Here is a 16,222-nt window from a genome sequence, read left to right on the forward strand (position 1 = left end):
TTCCTCTCGTCAAAAGATATAAAGAAAACGAAGCCTTCTCCTGAGAGGGGAAGGCTTCGGACATGCCGGGCGGTTTCATCTCTCAGAATCAGCGATTCTGCAGGATTTGGCACCATGCGTCCTTGCGCAGGTTGCCGGGTTTCATCGGGCCTGTCCCTCCACCACTCTTGATGAAATGTTTGCAATTTTCTTATAGCGCTTATTTGGTATTATAAGGGGACAATTTCGGAAGGTCAATCAAATTTCCGACTAAATTGGTGGTTTTTCTGTGATTTCGAGAACGCTGCTATCGTATGGTCTTTTCTCTGCATCTGGAGGGTGGGGAGGAGCTGTTTCGGGTGGTGTACGCTCTTGGGCTTTTTGTTTTTCCTCACAGCAACAATAAGGAGGAAAGGAAAGAGCCATGGAAAATGAGTTTGCAGTAGGCTGGGAAACCTTGTCCTTGATCAATGCGGGACTGGCGCAAGGAAAAAATCGGAGCGGAAGCACAGGCCTCCGGCTTTTTTTATTGCTTTGAATATATTCAGTTGATTTTGGCGAATCCGTTACTGCAAGGTTCCTGTTCGAAGTGGGCGCCCTAGTGATGGATGCTTTTCCTTGCGCATTTTTGCACCGGTCGATGGCTGCGTACGGGCCATAACGAGAGGCAGGTATAGGTATACATATGCACAATATCCTGTGTTGAGGCTAGGGAGTAGCTCCCCTAGCCTATTGGTGTTGTTCTCGTGAAGATGGCCTGCATAGCTCTTGTCTTTTCATGATATCTTCAACCCTAACACGAAGGTCCCTGATAAATTTGTCGTTTTCTTCCTTCTCTTTTTCCAGTTCCTCAGAATAATGCGGTAGCTGAGTTTTGGAGGGGAACATGACTAATTCACCTTTATTCCTCACTTTTTTCCCCTCACGTCGATCAATTATTCCACGCCAATCCCTTACCTGTTCAAAAAAAAGAGTGAGCAAATTTCCTTGTATTTTACCTAGTAAGTGAAAGCGACAAGATGACCGGTCAAAAAGTCGTTTATCTCTTACAAAAACAAGGAGGACTTTGCATTATGATAGCACTGAACCGCATTCGAGGATTACACATTTATACAGGCGACGGTTATAACGTAACTACAAGTATGCTTAACGCACTCGACGGTCGAAGGCTTAACGTGTATATTATTCACCTCGGACATCCGGATGATGCAAGCACGAGGTTTGACCGTCTGAAATCTAAATCACATCGAGCGCAAGTCATTTCGAAATCCATTAGCTATTTGGAGGATTTTCTAAGAGTGTGGAAGCGATCAGACATTGCTGGAGAGGAAATGTACATTTCCCTCCCTATGCTTCACAACAATTCATCTACTATCGAGAAGGCGGACGAATTCTATTCTGACTATGTAGATTATATGAAACAAGTGAAAAGTACAATCGTTGATCGGTTGGGACAAACATATTGGGATAAGGATTTTGCAGGTTTTTACTTCAGTACAGAAGCCATTTATCCGATTCAGGAGAAACTTGACAGTTCCAGACCAACCTCAAATCCGATGGTGAAACTGTTGAATGATCTGTCTTATCGTATTCGCAACACTTATGAAAGATACTTTATGTGGTGCCCATACTATGGCTATGGTGCAAACAGGGAAAATATTGCTCACAATATAGGAGTTATCGCTAATCGCACCAATATTTTTGATGTTATTTGTATTCAACCAGCAACATATTATCACTCGGCTCCTGATAAGAATGTGAACTTGGTTTATAGGAGTGCCCGTAATGATGAAGTCGTGGACGTATATGGAGATCCAGTTGCTGGTGGTAAACGCTCATCCGCTACGGCCTTCATCGGTGTGAACATGGAAGGCGATAGCGATTTCAACAAGAGCAAGAGGGCAATCTTTAATGATTACATTGACACTTTTAGCCCGCTTATCAATGATGTGCCAATCGTGTTTTACGGAAATACGCTTGAAGTTGTGACGGGAACTCCGGGGCTGCTAGATGCAATTGAAGATTTCTACCGATCGTAATAAAAAAGGCGCGAGAAATCGCGCTCAGGCTGTCGAGAAAGTCGACAGCCATTTTTATTTCCCTGTATTTTATGACGACACCGCGTTAATGTGTTATAATATTCTTGTAATTACATTTACTGGCGGGTGATTATTGTGCTTTCCTCTAATGAAAAAAAGCAACAAATGCAATATGAATTTGTATGCCTTGATGAGTTGGTCCCGGAGGACCATTTGCTACGAGTTATTCAAAAGCATGTAGACTTCTCTTTCATCCGAGAAAAAGTACGCCAATACTATTGTGAAGATAACGGTAGACCAGCCATTGATCCGGTGGTTTTATTTAAAATGATTTTCATTGGATACCTTTACGGTATCCGGTCAGAAAGACAACTCGAAAAGGAAATTCAGACGAATATTGCTTACCGCTGGTTTCTTGGCCTTTCACTAACAGATCGAGTTCCAGACCACACTACCATCAGTTGGAATCGTCGAACTCGTTTTAAAAACACAAATGTTTTCCAAGAGATTTTTGATGAAATCGTTCGCCTTGCTATCCAACATCGCATGGTTGGCGGACGTGTTTTGATAAGTGATTCCACTCATCTGAAAGCAAATGCGAACAAACGTAAATTTAAGAAGCATGTTATTGAAAAATCTAGTCGAGCCTACCTTAGTGATTTAGAAGCAGCCATTAATGAAGACCGTGAAGCACACGGAAAAAAGGATTGAAGCCTAGAGAGGATGTGAAGGAAGAAAAGGAAATCAAGGTGAGTACTACTGATCCGGACAGTGGTTACATGGTTCGTGACGGAAAGCCTGAAGGCTTTTTCTATCTCGATCATCGGACAGTCGATCATAAGTACAATATCATAACTGATGTACACGTGACTGCGGGTAACGTTCATGATTCTGTTCCTTATGTAGATCGGCTACAACACCAAATTGAGAAGTTTGGGTTTACAGATACCATTGAAGCCGTTGCATTGGATGCTGGCTATTTAACTACTCCAATCTGCAAGGCTCTGCACGATCTAAATATCTTTGCCGTCATTGGCCATCGAGCTTTTTCACCTGTTAAAGGCCTTATCGCCAAATGGCGGTTTAAATATGATCCCGAAAAGAATGTCTATATTTGCCCCCAAAAACATGAGCTTGCTTATTCGACAACTGACCGTAACGGATACAGAATGTATAAGTCAAATAAAGAAATATGTAAGGCATGTCCGATGCTCACTATGTGTACACGGTCAAAAAATCACCAAAAGGTGATAACCAGGCATGTATGGGAAGAGAGTAAAGAATGGGTTCGACAGAACCGCTTAAGTAAGTCAGGAAAATACCTATACAGGTTGAGATACCAAACGATAGAGCGAAGTTTTGCAGATGCCAAAGAACTGCATGGACTTCGCTATTGTAGGTTGCGCGGACGTGAAAATGTCCAAGAGCAAGCGTTGCTGACAGCAACCGTTCAAAATATAAAAAAGATAGCACTCCACCTTGCAAAGGCATGTTAGGTGTGGTGCTATCTAAGACTTCCAGCACTTCGTGCTCAATTTTATTGTTATGAAAGAAGAAACTCCAACATATTGTGGGGTTTCTCGACAGCCTGGGCGCGAGAAATCGCGCTTTTTACTTTTCCTCTATAAACCTGTCACCTATTTCATGAACATAATCAAAAAAGTATAGATAGACCGCCATAACTTCGTTATTGCTGTTATAGTCCTCTACTTTTATTGGCATACCAGTAGATTTGTCGATATAGGCCATATGGTAAGCAGGGTTACCCTTTGCATTATTATTCGCCTTTAACACTTCCACTTGTTTTCCGTTCAACTCTACAGCCTCGACGGATGTCCAACGCTTATCTTTATAATTGTTAGCTGTTCTTTGAAACAAAGAAGATTCCTCGTTACTGAATCTGGTATCTTTCTTAATATCCCTAGTATCCTCATAGAAGTAAAGATAGTCGTTTCGTTGCGATCCGTTCTTTGGATTAAACCAAGTATCATATACGGCAATGGTAACTCCATCAACTCGTACTACTTTCATATGCTCAATAGTGCCTTGTTTTTGTGCAGCTTGTGCTGGAGCAACCGTTTCAGCAAAAACGGGGGAAATTGATCCTGACCATCCAAGTGTAACGGATAAAGCAACAGGAAGAACGAACGCTAGTTTTTTCAAATGAAACACCCTCCATATCCTTTTTTGTAGCCTCACCTTTTTAGACGCAGGAAAAGGTAAAAAGTTACAAATGAAAAGAATTGTTTTATGTGACAATTCGAATTGTTTACAAACCAATATTCCCCAAAAATATTCTACTAGTGACAGGAAAAAGGTCTCGGTTAATCACATAAAATTTGGTAAAATAGAACGTGTGTTCCTGCTTTTATAAAAATTTATAGAGAGAAGGTGAGCAAAAACCCCCCTTTTTGTACCTAGTAGGTGGGGGGATTCTATGCCAAAACAGACATGGACAAAAGTTCAATTTCTTCAGCAGATCAAACGGACGGCTTGGAAGTTACAATACCAAGCCAAAAAGCAGTATCGGCGGGAAATGTTCCTTGACGATCACAAGGAAGTTCCGTACCACGACTCGATTGATTCCCAGTTATTTGTCGAAGAACTGCTCAACAGCTTACCTGAACGTGAGAGGTTCATCATTCAACGAGTGGTGATTGAAGGGAGAACGGAACGTGAAGTAGCGCAAGAACTCCGTATCTCCCGTTCTCGACTCCACGCCTGCAAAGTACAAGGATTACAAAGACTTCATAAAAAAATTGTCTTTGCCTAAAGGAGGAACGTAATGCTGGAAGATGATGTCTTTTGCAAATTGGTGCATGATGCGCAACGAGGAAATCGGGAAGCGCAGGAAGCCTTACTAAAATACTTACAACCCGAACTAGAAAAAATGACGTGGTTTATACGTATGCCACTCGAAGATAGTCTGCAAAGTTTACATTTAGCAGTTTTGGAACTGATCTCATCATGATCAGAGAAAAGGAGGAGGAAGGATGAATGAAACAACGATCACCATAATTGCTGGACTTGTTGCAGTTTTAGCCATCTGCATTATTTACCGACATGTAAGTTTAACCATTCAAATACGGGACATAGTAAACGTGTCCTTACAAGCTAACAAAGAGCAAGAAAGTCAAAAAAAAGAAGAATCCGAAGTATCCGATCCTTCCCTGGAAAAATAAATAGCAGAAAGAAAATGGCGATTTCTTTCTGCTCACAATTATATCAAATGATAAGGAGGAAATGAACATGGCCACAATCATAACAGTTTTACTTCTTCTGTCAGGAGCTACACTGTTTGGAGTATTGATGAGTCAGCAGCGTTTGTGTAAAGAACTGAAAACCATGAAGAAATGACTAATCCCCCCTTTTTGAACTGTGACCCGCAAGAGGGTCACTTTTTTAAAGTGTCCATCTTACGGGTCACAGTTCAATCTCTATTGACAAAGGGGTTTTTTCAAAAGCTTCGCTATGCTGGATCTTCTTACATAAATTTGTGTCAGTTACGCTAGGGTGCTGAATAAATATCGGTATTATGTCACCTTGTGTTCGAATCTCCATTTTCGGCCGTTTTTTGCCGTTTTCGGCAATTAACGCCCTGGCGATCGATAAGAATTGTCCGCCAGGCGTGAACAAAATGGGTTTTTTGGTCAAAAAAGTGCGATCTCGCTCTAGCTCCGTTTTTCTTCGTTTTTTGTGGCGTAGAAATTGCCAAGCGCTTGGCAATTTGGGCGCTTTTTTTGGAACCGATCGCCACGCTAAACATCGTCATCTGGGACAAGTTGCCTGAGAAAAAAGAGGAGAGCTAGAGGCTTTCCCTTTGTCTGTTACAAACAGCGATCATCTCAGTCGATTGAATCGCTCTTTTGCATCACGTAAAACACGTAGCCGTAATAGCTGGAATACTTTCGGTACAGCTCAACTTCCCGGCTGGCTTCTTTCAGCGTCGCGAGCGCGTCCCGGTCGTTCTTGTACCGATCCTGCAGATGACTGATCCGCTCACGCATCGGTTCATAGTAGTCATCCCACCAGGCCGAATCCGGCAGAACAAAATGCTCCTGCAAGGTGTAGCCTGCCTCAGCGATTATCCGCAGGTTTTGTTCAACCGTTTTCATGCTCGGGTAAGCCTCAGCCCAAAACCGCTCCACTTCGTCAGGACGTTCATCCCGAAGCCAGCAAAGCTCTGTTGCAGCCAGGTATCCTCCTGATTTCAGCAGAGGACGCCATGCCCGCAGCCCTTCGCCAAAGCCCATGATGTAGATCGCTCCCTCCGACCAGATCACGTCAAAGGAAAGAGGCTCAAAGGGCAACGCAAACATCGAGGCATTTACAGGCGTTATCCGATGGGAAACCCCTGCTTCCGCAGCTCGCCGGGCCAGTTCGTCCAGAAACGGCTGATGCGTATCGACTGCCGTTATCGGGCCGTCCGAAAGCTTTGCCAGCTCCATGGTCTGCATGCCCGGACCGCAGCCAACATCGAGAATGCGAGCATCGCCCGGAATGTTTTTGACATACGAAAAAGCTTTTCGGGTCGAATCATTGTTTCCGGGGCCTTCCCGGGGCAGATTGCTGTGAATGTCAAAGAAAATCTCCATGCTCATGATCAAATTCCCCCTGTTTGTCCTGCTTTCTGTTCATTCAGATGAAGAGGGGACAGGGAAACAATTTTCTGAATGAAGACAAGAAGTTATGATCCCCATCCCTCTTGAATACGAGTAAAAGAGCACGTGCAAAATGCGGACATCCCAACCACTCCTTTTCCGTTTCGTTGCTTCAAATCATACCACAGCAGAGGCGCTTTGGCCGATGACCGAGCATCGCCTTATTTTCGTAACCAATTCGCCGTTTTTCCGTAACCAATTCGTCCTTCGTTGTTCACAGCATAATGCATGCACAAGCCATATGATAAAGAGGATTGTGATCACATTCACATATAACCACTGTGAAAATGTTGTTTTCGGGAGGGGAGACAACGTATGGAACTGGACAACACGATGCTGGCTCGTATCTTGACCTCGTTGACGCTTGGGTTTCACATCATTTTTGCCGCTATGGGCGTAGGCATTCCCGTAATCATTTCGATTGCCGAATGGCTGGGCATCCGGCGCAAAGATCCAATGTACACGCTGATGGCCCGCCGCTGGGTAAAGGGCTTTACCGTGACCGTTGCGGTCGGTGTCGTGACAGGCACCTGTATCGGGCTTCAGCTCAGCCTGCTTTGGCCAAGCTTCATGAAGGTGGCCGGCGAGGCGATTGCGCTGCCGCTGTTTTTGGAGACGTTTGCCTTTTTCTTTGAAGCGATTTTCCTGGGGATCTATTTGTATACCTGGGACCGCTTTAAAAATCCGTATATCCACTGGTTGTTCTCGATCCCGGTCGTGATTGGCTCGACGGCCTCTGCCTTCTTCATCATGACGGTGAACGCGTTTATGAATGCGCCGCAGGGCTTTACGCTCGCAAATGGCGCTATCGTCGACGTGCAGCCGCTCACGGCCATGTTCAACCCGGCTACGCCGACAAAGGCGGGGCACATGATTCTGTCCTCGTATGCAACTTCTGCTTTTATCCTTGCCGCCATCGCTGCATGGAAGCTGCTCAAAGGCAACCGTCACGAGTACTACCGCAAAGCGCTTCACTTCACGGTGGCCCTGGCGCTGCTTTTTTCCTTCGGGACGGCCCTGTACGGCGATTTTGCCGGAAAGTACCTGGCCAAATACCAGCCGGCCAAGCTGGCAGCAGCAGAATGGCACTTTGAGACGAAGCCGCAGGCCGAGCTGATCTTTGGCGGCGTTCTGGACCGGGAGACGCTTGAAGTGAAGGGAGCCGTGAAGCTGCCCTATGCGCTCAGCATTCTCGCGACCGGTTCGCCAAACGGCGAAGTGATGGGGCTGGATCAAATTCCTCGCGAGCTTTGGCCGCCTCTGGTTATCCACTACTTCTTTGACGGCATGGTGGCGATCGGGATGTACATGCTGGTTGTGCCGCTTCTCTATTTTGCTGTTCGCCGCTGGAAAAAGGGGAACGTCCCGAGGCCGCTGTTGCATGCGATTTTCTGGGGAGCGCCGCTTTCAATTCTCGCCATCGAGCTGGGCTGGATTTTTTCGGAGATCGGGCGGCAGCCGTGGATTCTCGTCGGCTACATGAAAACGCAGCACGCGGCTACGACGGCGGACAACGTCGGTGAGATGCTGGTGATGTTCAGTCTTCTGTACGCATTTTTGGCCATCGTTTGCTCGCTTGTGTTGAAGCGGATGTTCAAGAACAAGCCGATTGAAGCCGAGCTGAAGTAGCGGGAAGGGAGGGTATGCGACATGGCTCTGGAAACATTGGCCATTACGGTGCTGTGGATCTTTTTGTACGGCTATATCATTATTGCGTCGATTGACTTCGGAGCGGGGTTCTTCTCGTTTTTCTGCAAAGTCACGCGGCGGGATCATATCGTCAACGCGATCATTGAACGGTATTTGTCGCCTGTGTGGGAAGTCACGAACGTCTTTTTGATTTTCTTCATGGTCGGGCTCATCGGGTTTTTCCCGGATACGGCGTATTACTACGGAACAGCCTTGCTTGTACCGGGCAGCATCTTTCTCGTCCTGCAGTCGCTCCGGGGGTCGTTCTACGCCTTTGCCCATTACGGAGCGCGCAACAGCACGGCCTACTTGTTCGTCTACGGCGTGACCGGGCTGTTTATCCCGGCTTCCCTGTCCACGGTCCTGACAATTTCCGAAGGGGGCTATATCGAGCAGATGGCTGGCGGAGAAATCGTCCTGAATATGGGCAAGCTTTTGACCAGCTCGTATTCGTGGTCGGTCGTAGCCCTTGCGCTGGTGAGCGTGCTGTACATCAGCGCGAGCTTCCTGACCTTTTATGCGGACCGGGCAAAAGACACAGCCGCGGTCAAGCTGCTTCGTTCCTTTGCGATTGCCTGGAGCCTGCCGACGATCTTCGCCAGCTTCCTGGTGTTCCTTTCCATTCACCGGCACAACCCGGAGCATTTTGACAAGATGATGGACATCAGCTGGCTGTTCCTTTTGTCCTTTGCCTGCTTTTGCGGTGCGCTTGCCCTGCAGTTGCAAAAGCGCAGCTACGGCTGGGCGTTCATTCTCGTGATGCTGCAGTTTGCCTTCGCGTTCTTTGGCTATGGAATGGCCCATTTGCCGTACCTGCTCTACCCGTACATTACGATCACGGACAGCATCAACAGCCCCGCGATGGGCAAGGCTCTGGTGATCGGACTGATCGCCGGTCTTTTCCTGCTGATTCCGTCGCTTTTGCTGCTGCTCAAGCTGTTCCTTTTTGACGCCAAGTACGTGCAGGGTCGTCCGATTCAAAAATAGCGTCCGCATATGGTATGATGGGAGACAGTGAAAGCAAGGTGAAAACCTGAGCATACAGGAGGCTGTTTGCAGATGAGCGATCAAGGCGTAAAGGAAATGACCCCGCAGGAGCTGATGGAGAAGCTGGCGGCGAAAGAAGAGCTGCAAGTCGTAGATGTGCGTGAAGTAGAAGAATGGAATGCCGGCCATATCAAGGAGGCCAGGCTGATTCCGCTCGGCTTTTTGCCGCACCGCGTAGACGAGCTGGACAAGGACGTGCCCGTTGTGCTCGTCTGCCGGAGCGGAGCACGCAGCCACATGGCGACCGAGTACTTGACCAATCTCGGGTTTGACGCGGCCAATATGGTAGGCGGAATGCTGGCTTGGCCGGGAGAGACAGAGCAATAGAGAACAGGTAAGCAACAATTGATAGGGAGAGGATTGTCGTGAGTGCAGGAAAACGGGAGCAGGCGACCTTTTTGCAGCGGCACTGGTTTACGCTGGTAGCTGCAGTGCTGATCCTGCTGATCGCCGCCGTGTTTGGCTACCAATACTGGCAAAAGAACCAGCTGCCTGTATTGAAGCAAGTGAATGACTTTTCGCTGGACAACATCGACGGCACGAAGTACACGCTGTCGGAGCACAACGGCAAGGTACGGCTGGTGGAATTCATGTTTACCCACTGCCCGGATATTTGCCCTGCGACCACGTTCAATATGTCCAAGCTGCAGGAGCAGCTGAAGGAAAAGAGAAGCTTCGGGAACAAGGTGGAATTCGTCACCATTACGTTTGACCCCGAGCGCGATACGGCGGACGTGCTGAAAAAATACGCCGAGCAATTCAACGTCGATTTCAGCGGCTGGCAATTCCTCAGAGGAGAGCAGGCCGACATCGACAAGGTGACAAAAGACTTCGGGATGGCGACCCTGAAACAGCCGGACGGCTCCTACGTCCACACCGCCCGCATCTTCCTCCTCGATCAGGACGGAAAAATGCGCCGCGCTTACGGAATGGCGTCCGATATGGACATGGACCAAATCCTGAACGAAATGATTCAACTGGCTGACTGATAAAAATCTAAGGGCGAGCATCAATATCGTCCCGACATGAACAATCCCTCCCGTGCAGTGCGTGGCTTGCAGCCGTGCCCTTGCAGGGGAGGGATTGTTATTTATGAAAAGACGATTTTGTTCAGGAGCGGAGCAGCTCTAGTATTCTTTTCTTCTCCTGCCCCCAAAGCCCGACCCAGCAGGCCTTTCAAATTCATGTCTCCAATAGTCAGTCACCTTCCCCCCAAAATAAAAGAGCCCATCCGCATACGCAAACAGGCTCACCGACTATCGCTATTCTCCGCGCTTCTTTTTCTTCCACTCCAGCTTTTCCACCCTGGCGACCGCCCAGTCTCCGCCGTTCTTTTCCAGAACATGCACATAGGAAATGCCGTCCTCCGTCGTCTCCAGCACATACCCCTCATCTTCATCGTCGCTTACGTAGAGCGAGGTAATTACGCTGTTCTTTTGTTTGCTTGCAACGACTGAACGAACAGCGTCTTCATACGCTTCCGTTTTGTCATTGCCCATGATGATCCGCACGGGAATGGCATTGTAGTTCAGGAAATTGGGGCTGATCGGCCGGGAGTCAGAATCCTTGCTTTTGTCATATGCAAATCGTTCCAACGGCAGTTCTCCGGTAAATTCTTCTTCTGCAGCACTGGTTGTCGAGTGATTCCAGCCGAGTGTCCCGGCTACCAACAGGGTACATGCTCCTGCCACAGCAATCCTTTTCATCACGCTACCACCCGCTTTTTTTGACCGGATATGTGGGACTTGCATCTTTCGCTGATCCATGGAAAAAGTAAGCAAGCACCCTAAATAGGATATCATGAAAACGGACATTTGTAAATTTATTCCAGTGCCCCGTTGTTGGATCAAAGCTTATGTCTTGCTTGGGTTACTTATAATACTTATGTAGGATGTGCAGGTGGTATGCTTAAAGCGTGTATGCAAACGTAGAATCCAGACGGACCGACTTTCCTTTCGGATGCATTTTGGCTAGACTGAATGAAAAGAACGTGCTGGGTTGTGATACAATAAATATGGCATGCATTGGTTCGGGTTTCCAACAAAACATGCACGTTGAGGTAGGAGGAAAGAAGTTGAGCGAAGTTAAGATTTTCGCGATGGGCGGTCTCGGCGAAATCGGAAAAAATATGTACTGTGTCGAGTATGAAGACGAGATCGTGATCATCGACTGTGGGGTGAAATTCCCCGAAAATGAGATGTTTGGGATCGACCTGGTCATTCCGGACGTTTCTTACCTGATCAGCAATCAGCACAAAATCAAGGCGCTCTTGTTGACACACGGCCATGAGGATCACATCGGCGCCATTCCGTACATTCTGAAGCAGATCAAGATGCCGATCTACGGCGGACGCCTTACCCTGGGCTTGGTCAAGGCAAAGCTGGAAGAGCACCGCATGCAAAACGAGGTCCAATTGATCCCGATCTCGGAGGAAACGGAGATTCCGTTCCAAAACATGAAGGCCACATTCTTCAGAACCAATCACAGCATTCCGGATTCGCTCGGAATCGTGCTGGAGACGCCGGAGGGCTTGGTCGTTCACACGGGTGACTTCAAGTTCGACATGACCCCTGTCGGAAAAACAACCGAGTACGGGAAGATTGCCAAGATCGGCAGCTCGGGAAATGTGCTGGCGCTGCTCTCCGACAGCACGAACAGTGAGCGCTACGGCTTTACAATGTCCGAGCGCACTGTAGGCGAAGGCATTCTGGACGTGGTGAGAAAGGCGCGGGGCCGTATTATTTTGGCTACGTTCGCGTCTAATGTGCATCGTCTGCAGCAAGTGGTCGATGCCGCCGCCGAGTGCAACCGCAAAGTGGCGGTAATCGGGCGCAGCATGGAAAAGGTGTTTTTGATCGGACAAGAGCTGGGCTACATCACTATGCCGGAGGGCATGCTGATCGACATCAAGCACATCGACAACTACGCGGACAACCAGGTGCTGATTATTTGTACAGGCAGCCAGGGCGAGCCGATGGCAGCCCTAACCCGGATCGCGTCCGGCTCTCATCGCAGTGTTTCGATTTACCCGGAGGACACGGTGATCATTTCCGCGTCGCCGATTCCCGGCAATACGGTCAACGTGAGCCGCACGATAGACAAGCTGTACCGGGCAGGAGCCAATGTCGTTCTCAACTCGGCCTTTGACATTCACGCGTCGGGCCACGGAAGCAGCGAAGAGCTGAAGCTGATGCTCAACTTTATCCGGCCGAAGTACTTCATCCCGATTCACGGGGAGTACAGGATGCTGAAGACTCATTCCAAGCTTGCCCAGCAGGTCGGCATCGAGGAAAGCAACATCTTTATCATGGACAACGGCGATGTGCTGAACTGCACCCGCGAGAAGGCGTGGTTGAGCAAGGTTCCGGCCGGCATCGTCCTGATCGATGGCAGCGGAGTGGGCGACGTGGGCAACATCGTGCTCAGGGACCGCAAGCATTTGGCCGAGGATGGCTTGATGGTCGTCGTAGTCAGCCTGGATATGAAAAACTTCAAGATTCTCACCGGCCCCGACATCGTCAGCCGCGGCTTCGTCTACGTGCGCGGATCCGAGTCGTTGATCCAGGAGGCGACCGTTCTCGTCCGCCAGCGCCTGCAGGAAGCGCTGGACAAGAAAATCAAGGAATGGTCCGAGCTGAAATCCCAGATCAACGAAGTGATCAAGCCGTTCATTTACGAAAAAACGGGCCGCAACCCAATGATCCTGACCATTCTCATGGAAGTGTAAATGTTCAAGTACAAGAAAAACGGTTCGATAGAAAAGCCATTGTCATCTCAACCTGACAATGGCTTTCTCAACCTGCGGCGGCATGAACCATTCGGTTTACAACCGTATAAGCCTATACGCTAGAAATTGTCGTATCATGCGTGGAAACCAAAAAACTTTGGACAGGCTTTGGTGGAGGAAACGAAACAGGAGAAAACTGCTCCAGGTTCGGTGGGACACCTTGTGCGGGTCATCTCTGGCCGGCTCAACTCCAAAAGCGGAACGCGTCCAAAAGCAGCAAATCTGGGAGCGTCTCAGAGGTTGGACGCTAAAAGCGTGTTCCGCTTTTGGAGTTGAGCCTGGGTTGGCGTCCCAAAGACCTTCGCATTTTTCTCCTGTTTCATCTCTACAGCCGTTGTATTTTTTCCGGCTTGTTTTTTTGTTGGAGATATCAGGAAGCGGAAATGTTCCGTTGTATCGCTTTTGTTGAAAAAAGGTTTATACCTGTGAGCCATTTCTTATGGCAATTTCAAATTCAGTCAATTATAATAACTATAAATTTTTTTATTATACATAAACTAAGGAGTGCTACAAGTGGAATCGTTAGAAAAGTTAAGCAATTTCGTCGGCAAAACATTTGCCATCTGGGTGCTGTTGTTTGCGGCCCTGGCCTTCTTTTCCCCCGACGCATTCAAATGGATCGGAAAGTACATTACGCCGTTGCTCGGCATTATCATGTTCGGTATGGGGTTAACCGTATCGCCGTCCGACTTCCGGGAAGTGTTCCGCCGTCCCAAGGACGTAGCGGTCGGCGTACTCGGACAGTTCCTGATCATGCCGCTGCTCGCTTTCGGCTTGGCGAAGGGATTGCAGCTTCCTCCTGAGATCGCTGTCGGCGTCATCCTCGTCGGCTGCTGCCCGGGCGGTACTGCCTCCAACGTCATGACGTATCTGGCAAAAGGGGATGTCCCGTTGTCTGTAGCGGTTACTTCTGTCACCACGCTGCTGGCGCCAATCGTAACGCCTGCGCTCATCCTGCTGTTTGCAAGCCAATGGGTACCGGTGGATGCGCTGGCCCTGCTCTGGTCCATTCTGCAAATTGTCATCATTCCGATCGTTCTTGGATTTATCGTCAAAACGTTGTTCAAAAAACCGGCGGAAGCGGGAGCAAAGGCACTGCCGCTGGTCTCCACCATCGCCATCGTTGCGATCGTAGCAGCTGTCGTAGCCGGAAGCCAGCAAAAAATCGCGACGACCGGTCTTGCTATTTTCGGCGTCGTCATGCTGCACAATGGTCTCGGACTTTTGCTCGGCTACTTGTTTGGAAAACTGTTCGGCATGAACAGAGCGAAACAAAAAGCGATCTCCATCGAGGTCGGCATGCAAAACTCCGGCTTGGGCGTAGCAATCGCCACGGCCCATTTCTCCCCATTGGCTGCAGTTCCGAGCGCGATCTTCAGCGTTTGGCACAACATCTCCGGCCCAATCGTGGCGACGATCTTCAGCCGGATGAAAAACGAACAGCAAAGCCTGGACAAAAACACCTGATCAAGGTGTTTTTGTGTTTTTGCACTTCCGACATTCTCCTTGGGCACAAGAGAGGGTATAATAGGGATAAGTGAATCGTGATCCACAAAGGAGAGAATGCCAAATGATGTCCTATGAGGCATATATGAGCCAAGTCATTCAACCGATGCGTGACGAGCTGACACGTGTAGGTTTTACCGAATTGAAAACGGCGGAAGAAGTTGAAAAAGCCTTTTCAGAAATGAAGGGGACGGCTCTTGTCGTCGTCAACTCCGTATGCGGCTGCGCGGCTGGTCTTGCCCGTCCGGCTGTCGCTTATTCGATCAACCACGAGAAAAAGCCGGACCATCTGTACACGGTCTTCGCGGGCCAAGATAAAGAAGCGACGGCAAAAGCGCGCGAGTACTTCGAAGGCTACCCGCCATCCTCTCCGTCCTTTGCTTTGATGAAAGACGGCAAAATCATGACCATGATTGAGCGCCATCAGATCGAAAACAACGATTTGCCGACCATCGCCAAGCTGCTGACCGACGCATACGACAAATACTGCGGATAACGTGCAGCACATCATAACAGACTGTCAACAAGACGCTCCGAAGGGGGCGTCTTGTTAAATCGTAGCCCCTTTTTCACTTGGAAAGGATGAGAACAATGCTTACCCGTTCGTTTGGACGAGACTCCCACCAGGTTTCCTTGCTTGGCTTTGGCGCCCAGCGGATTGTAGACGAGCATGATTGCACGGAGGAACAGGCGATTGCGATCATCAGGCGCGCTGTAGAGCTCGGAGTCAATTACTTTGATACAGCACCCAGCTACAGCGACGGACAGTCCGAATCGCGGGTCGGGCTCGGCTTGCGCGGATTGCGGGACAAGGTGTGGATCGCCACAAAAACCGGAGGCCGTACGAGGGATCTGGCTTTGCGAGACTTGGAGGGCAGTCTGAAGCGGCTCGGGACAGACTACGTGGATGAATGGCGGGTGCATAACGTCATGCAGCCGCATGATCTGGAAGCCGTTTTTGCCAAAGGCGGGGCGCTGGAAGCGCTGATCGAGGCGCGGGAACAGGGAATGGTCAGAAAGCTCAGCATCAGCGGACATACCGACCCCCGGCTGCTCGCCGAAGCGATCCGCCGCTTTCCGTTTGACAGCGCTTTGGTCGCTCTATCCGCACTTGATCATTTCATCTACAGCTTTGCCCATGAGTTCGTGCCGCTGGCGGTGGAAAAAGGGGTCGCTGTGATCGGCATGAAAGTAATGGCGCTGGGACAGTTGGCCCCCTGGACCGAGCAGGCGCTGCGCTATACGTGGAGCTTGCCTGTATCGACTGCCGTCTTGGGCGTCAGCAAAATGAACGAGCTGGAAGCCGATGTAGCCGCAGCGAATCGTTTTGTTCCGATGACGGACATCGAACGGGTCAGCTTCTTTCAACAGATCATGCCGCTGGTCCGTGCGGATGTGCTGCGCTGGAAAGCAGGCGAATGGATGTCCGGAGAGTGGTACCGGCAGCCGAAGCTGGCGTGGGAAGAGTAGAAGAGAAGCAAGCTTGACTATAAATACACAAAAAAGAACGCGGG

Annotated in this window: 16 protein-coding genes and 1 riboswitch; of the genes, 13 read left to right on the forward strand and 3 right to left on the reverse strand. The window is 49.1% G+C overall.

The window, feature by feature from the left end:
- Window positions 1-72: 72 nt before the first annotated feature.
- A riboswitch (SAM riboswitch) is annotated at window positions 73-177 on the reverse strand.
- 875 nt (window positions 178-1,052) lie between these two features.
- Window positions 1,053-2,018 (forward strand): hypothetical protein, encoded by a 966-nt coding sequence (locus NSQ24_RS03390; RefSeq protein ID WP_024983355.1) that lies wholly within the window; start codon window positions 1,053-1,055, stop codon window positions 2,016-2,018.
- 165 nt (window positions 2,019-2,183) lie between these two features.
- Window positions 2,184-3,514 (forward strand): IS1182 family transposase gene (locus NSQ24_RS03395; protein ID WP_122958896.1). Its coding sequence is split into 2 segments (ribosomal slippage): window positions 2,184-2,724 and window positions 2,724-3,514, totalling 1,332 coding nucleotides; the frame shifts between segments, so codons are not numbered across the junction.
- 115 nt (window positions 3,515-3,629) lie between these two features.
- Here the strand turns inward: NSQ24_RS03395 and NSQ24_RS03400 are convergent.
- A complete protein-coding gene (locus NSQ24_RS03400; protein ID WP_024983801.1) occupies window positions 3,630-4,181 on the reverse strand; it encodes a hypothetical protein in 552 nt (183 codons plus the stop codon).
- 274 nt (window positions 4,182-4,455) lie between these two features.
- Between NSQ24_RS03400 and NSQ24_RS03405 the strand changes: the two genes are divergently transcribed.
- From NSQ24_RS03405 to NSQ24_RS03415, 3 genes are read left to right on the forward strand one after another with little or no spacing between them, the layout of a single operon-like run.
- Window positions 4,456-4,791 carry a sigma factor-like helix-turn-helix DNA-binding protein gene (locus tag NSQ24_RS03405; RefSeq protein WP_024983800.1) on the forward strand — a complete coding sequence of 112 codons (336 nt, stop codon included), beginning with the start codon at window positions 4,456-4,458 and terminating at the stop codon, window positions 4,789-4,791.
- 12 nt (window positions 4,792-4,803) lie between these two features.
- Window positions 4,804-4,989: a hypothetical protein gene (locus tag NSQ24_RS03410; RefSeq protein ID WP_024983799.1), complete on the forward strand. Its 186-nt coding sequence runs from the start codon at window positions 4,804-4,806 to the stop codon at window positions 4,987-4,989.
- Between the two features lie 22 nt (window positions 4,990-5,011).
- Window positions 5,012-5,200 carry a hypothetical protein gene (locus tag NSQ24_RS03415; protein WP_024983798.1) on the forward strand — a complete coding sequence of 63 codons (189 nt, stop codon included), beginning with the start codon at window positions 5,012-5,014 and terminating at the stop codon, window positions 5,198-5,200.
- A gap of 663 nt (window positions 5,201-5,863) precedes the next feature.
- Here the strand turns inward: NSQ24_RS03415 and NSQ24_RS03420 are convergent.
- On the reverse strand, window positions 5,864-6,619 hold the full coding sequence (locus NSQ24_RS03420) for a class I SAM-dependent methyltransferase (RefSeq protein WP_122958059.1): 756 nt from the start codon (window positions 6,617-6,619) through the stop codon (window positions 5,864-5,866).
- Between the two features lie 375 nt (window positions 6,620-6,994).
- On the opposite strand from NSQ24_RS03420, the gene NSQ24_RS03425 reads away from it, so the two are divergent.
- The 4 genes from NSQ24_RS03425 to NSQ24_RS03440 all read left to right on the forward strand — a co-directional run bounded on the left by NSQ24_RS03425 (window position 6,995) and on the right by NSQ24_RS03440 (window position 10,404).
- Window positions 6,995-8,308 carry a cytochrome ubiquinol oxidase subunit I gene (locus tag NSQ24_RS03425; RefSeq protein WP_003389838.1) on the forward strand — a complete coding sequence of 438 codons (1,314 nt, stop codon included), beginning with the start codon at window positions 6,995-6,997 and terminating at the stop codon, window positions 8,306-8,308.
- A gap of 21 nt (window positions 8,309-8,329) precedes the next feature.
- Window positions 8,330-9,355 (forward strand): cytochrome d ubiquinol oxidase subunit II, encoded by a 1,026-nt coding sequence (locus NSQ24_RS03430; RefSeq protein ID WP_003389836.1) that lies wholly within the window; start codon window positions 8,330-8,332, stop codon window positions 9,353-9,355.
- A 72-nt stretch (window positions 9,356-9,427) separates the two neighbouring features.
- Window positions 9,428-9,742, forward strand: a complete 315-nt coding sequence (locus tag NSQ24_RS03435; protein WP_003389835.1) for a rhodanese-like domain-containing protein — start codon at window positions 9,428-9,430, stop codon at window positions 9,740-9,742.
- A gap of 38 nt (window positions 9,743-9,780) precedes the next feature.
- On the forward strand, window positions 9,781-10,404 hold the full coding sequence (locus NSQ24_RS03440; RefSeq protein WP_172920752.1) for an SCO family protein: 624 nt from the start codon (window positions 9,781-9,783) through the stop codon (window positions 10,402-10,404).
- A 273-nt stretch (window positions 10,405-10,677) separates the two neighbouring features.
- Here the strand turns inward: NSQ24_RS03440 and NSQ24_RS03445 are convergent, their stop codons facing one another.
- A complete protein-coding gene (locus NSQ24_RS03445) occupies window positions 10,678-11,121 on the reverse strand; it encodes a hypothetical protein (RefSeq protein WP_003389833.1) in 444 nt (147 codons plus the stop codon).
- 341 nt (window positions 11,122-11,462) lie between these two features.
- Here NSQ24_RS03445 and NSQ24_RS03450 point away from each other — a divergent pair, with 341 nt between their 5' ends.
- The 4 genes from NSQ24_RS03450 (at window position 11,463) to NSQ24_RS03465 (ending at window position 16,178) form a co-directional block, all read left to right on the forward strand.
- Window positions 11,463-13,142, forward strand: coding sequence for a ribonuclease J (locus NSQ24_RS03450; protein WP_031932584.1), 1,680 nt, complete (start codon window positions 11,463-11,465; stop codon window positions 13,140-13,142).
- A 573-nt stretch (window positions 13,143-13,715) separates the two neighbouring features.
- Window positions 13,716-14,669 carry a bile acid:sodium symporter family protein gene (locus tag NSQ24_RS03455; protein WP_024984011.1) on the forward strand — a complete coding sequence of 318 codons (954 nt, stop codon included), beginning with the start codon at window positions 13,716-13,718 and terminating at the stop codon, window positions 14,667-14,669.
- A 103-nt stretch (window positions 14,670-14,772) separates the two neighbouring features.
- Window positions 14,773-15,204 (forward strand): BrxA/BrxB family bacilliredoxin, encoded by a 432-nt coding sequence (locus NSQ24_RS03460; RefSeq protein WP_003389830.1) that lies wholly within the window; start codon window positions 14,773-14,775, stop codon window positions 15,202-15,204.
- Between the two features lie 95 nt (window positions 15,205-15,299).
- On the forward strand, window positions 15,300-16,178 hold the full coding sequence (locus tag NSQ24_RS03465; protein WP_122958055.1) for an aldo/keto reductase: 879 nt from the start codon (window positions 15,300-15,302) through the stop codon (window positions 16,176-16,178).
- Window positions 16,179-16,222 lie beyond the last annotated feature (44 nt).

The sequence above is a fragment of the Brevibacillus sp. FSL L8-0520 genome (genome assembly GCF_037963895.1).
Classification (GTDB): Bacteria; Bacillota; Bacilli; order Brevibacillales; family Brevibacillaceae; genus Brevibacillus; species Brevibacillus borstelensis.

Coding starts and splice junctions, on each gene's coding strand:
- NSQ24_RS03410 (WP_024983799.1), top strand. CDS start 4,804: ATGCTGGAAGATGATGTCTTTTGCAAATTGGTGCATGATGCGCAACGA.
- NSQ24_RS03430 (WP_003389836.1), top strand. CDS start 8,330: ATGGCTCTGGAAACATTGGCCATTACGGTGCTGTGGATCTTTTTGTAC.
- NSQ24_RS03405 (WP_024983800.1), top strand. CDS start 4,456: ATGCCAAAACAGACATGGACAAAAGTTCAATTTCTTCAGCAGATCAAA.
- NSQ24_RS03425 (WP_003389838.1), top strand. CDS start 6,995: ATGGAACTGGACAACACGATGCTGGCTCGTATCTTGACCTCGTTGACG.
- NSQ24_RS03445 (WP_003389833.1), bottom strand. CDS start 11,121: ATGAAAAGGATTGCTGTGGCAGGAGCATGTACCCTGTTGGTAGCCGGG.
- NSQ24_RS03415 (WP_024983798.1), top strand. CDS start 5,012: ATGAATGAAACAACGATCACCATAATTGCTGGACTTGTTGCAGTTTTA.
- NSQ24_RS03420 (WP_122958059.1), bottom strand. CDS start 6,619: ATGAGCATGGAGATTTTCTTTGACATTCACAGCAATCTGCCCCGGGAA.
- NSQ24_RS03390 (WP_024983355.1), top strand. CDS start 1,053: ATGATAGCACTGAACCGCATTCGAGGATTACACATTTATACAGGCGAC.
- NSQ24_RS03435 (WP_003389835.1), top strand. CDS start 9,428: ATGAGCGATCAAGGCGTAAAGGAAATGACCCCGCAGGAGCTGATGGAG.
- NSQ24_RS03460 (WP_003389830.1), top strand. CDS start 14,773: ATGATGTCCTATGAGGCATATATGAGCCAAGTCATTCAACCGATGCGT.
- NSQ24_RS03465 (WP_122958055.1), top strand. CDS start 15,300: ATGCTTACCCGTTCGTTTGGACGAGACTCCCACCAGGTTTCCTTGCTT.
- NSQ24_RS03450 (WP_031932584.1), top strand. CDS start 11,463: ATGCACGTTGAGGTAGGAGGAAAGAAGTTGAGCGAAGTTAAGATTTTC.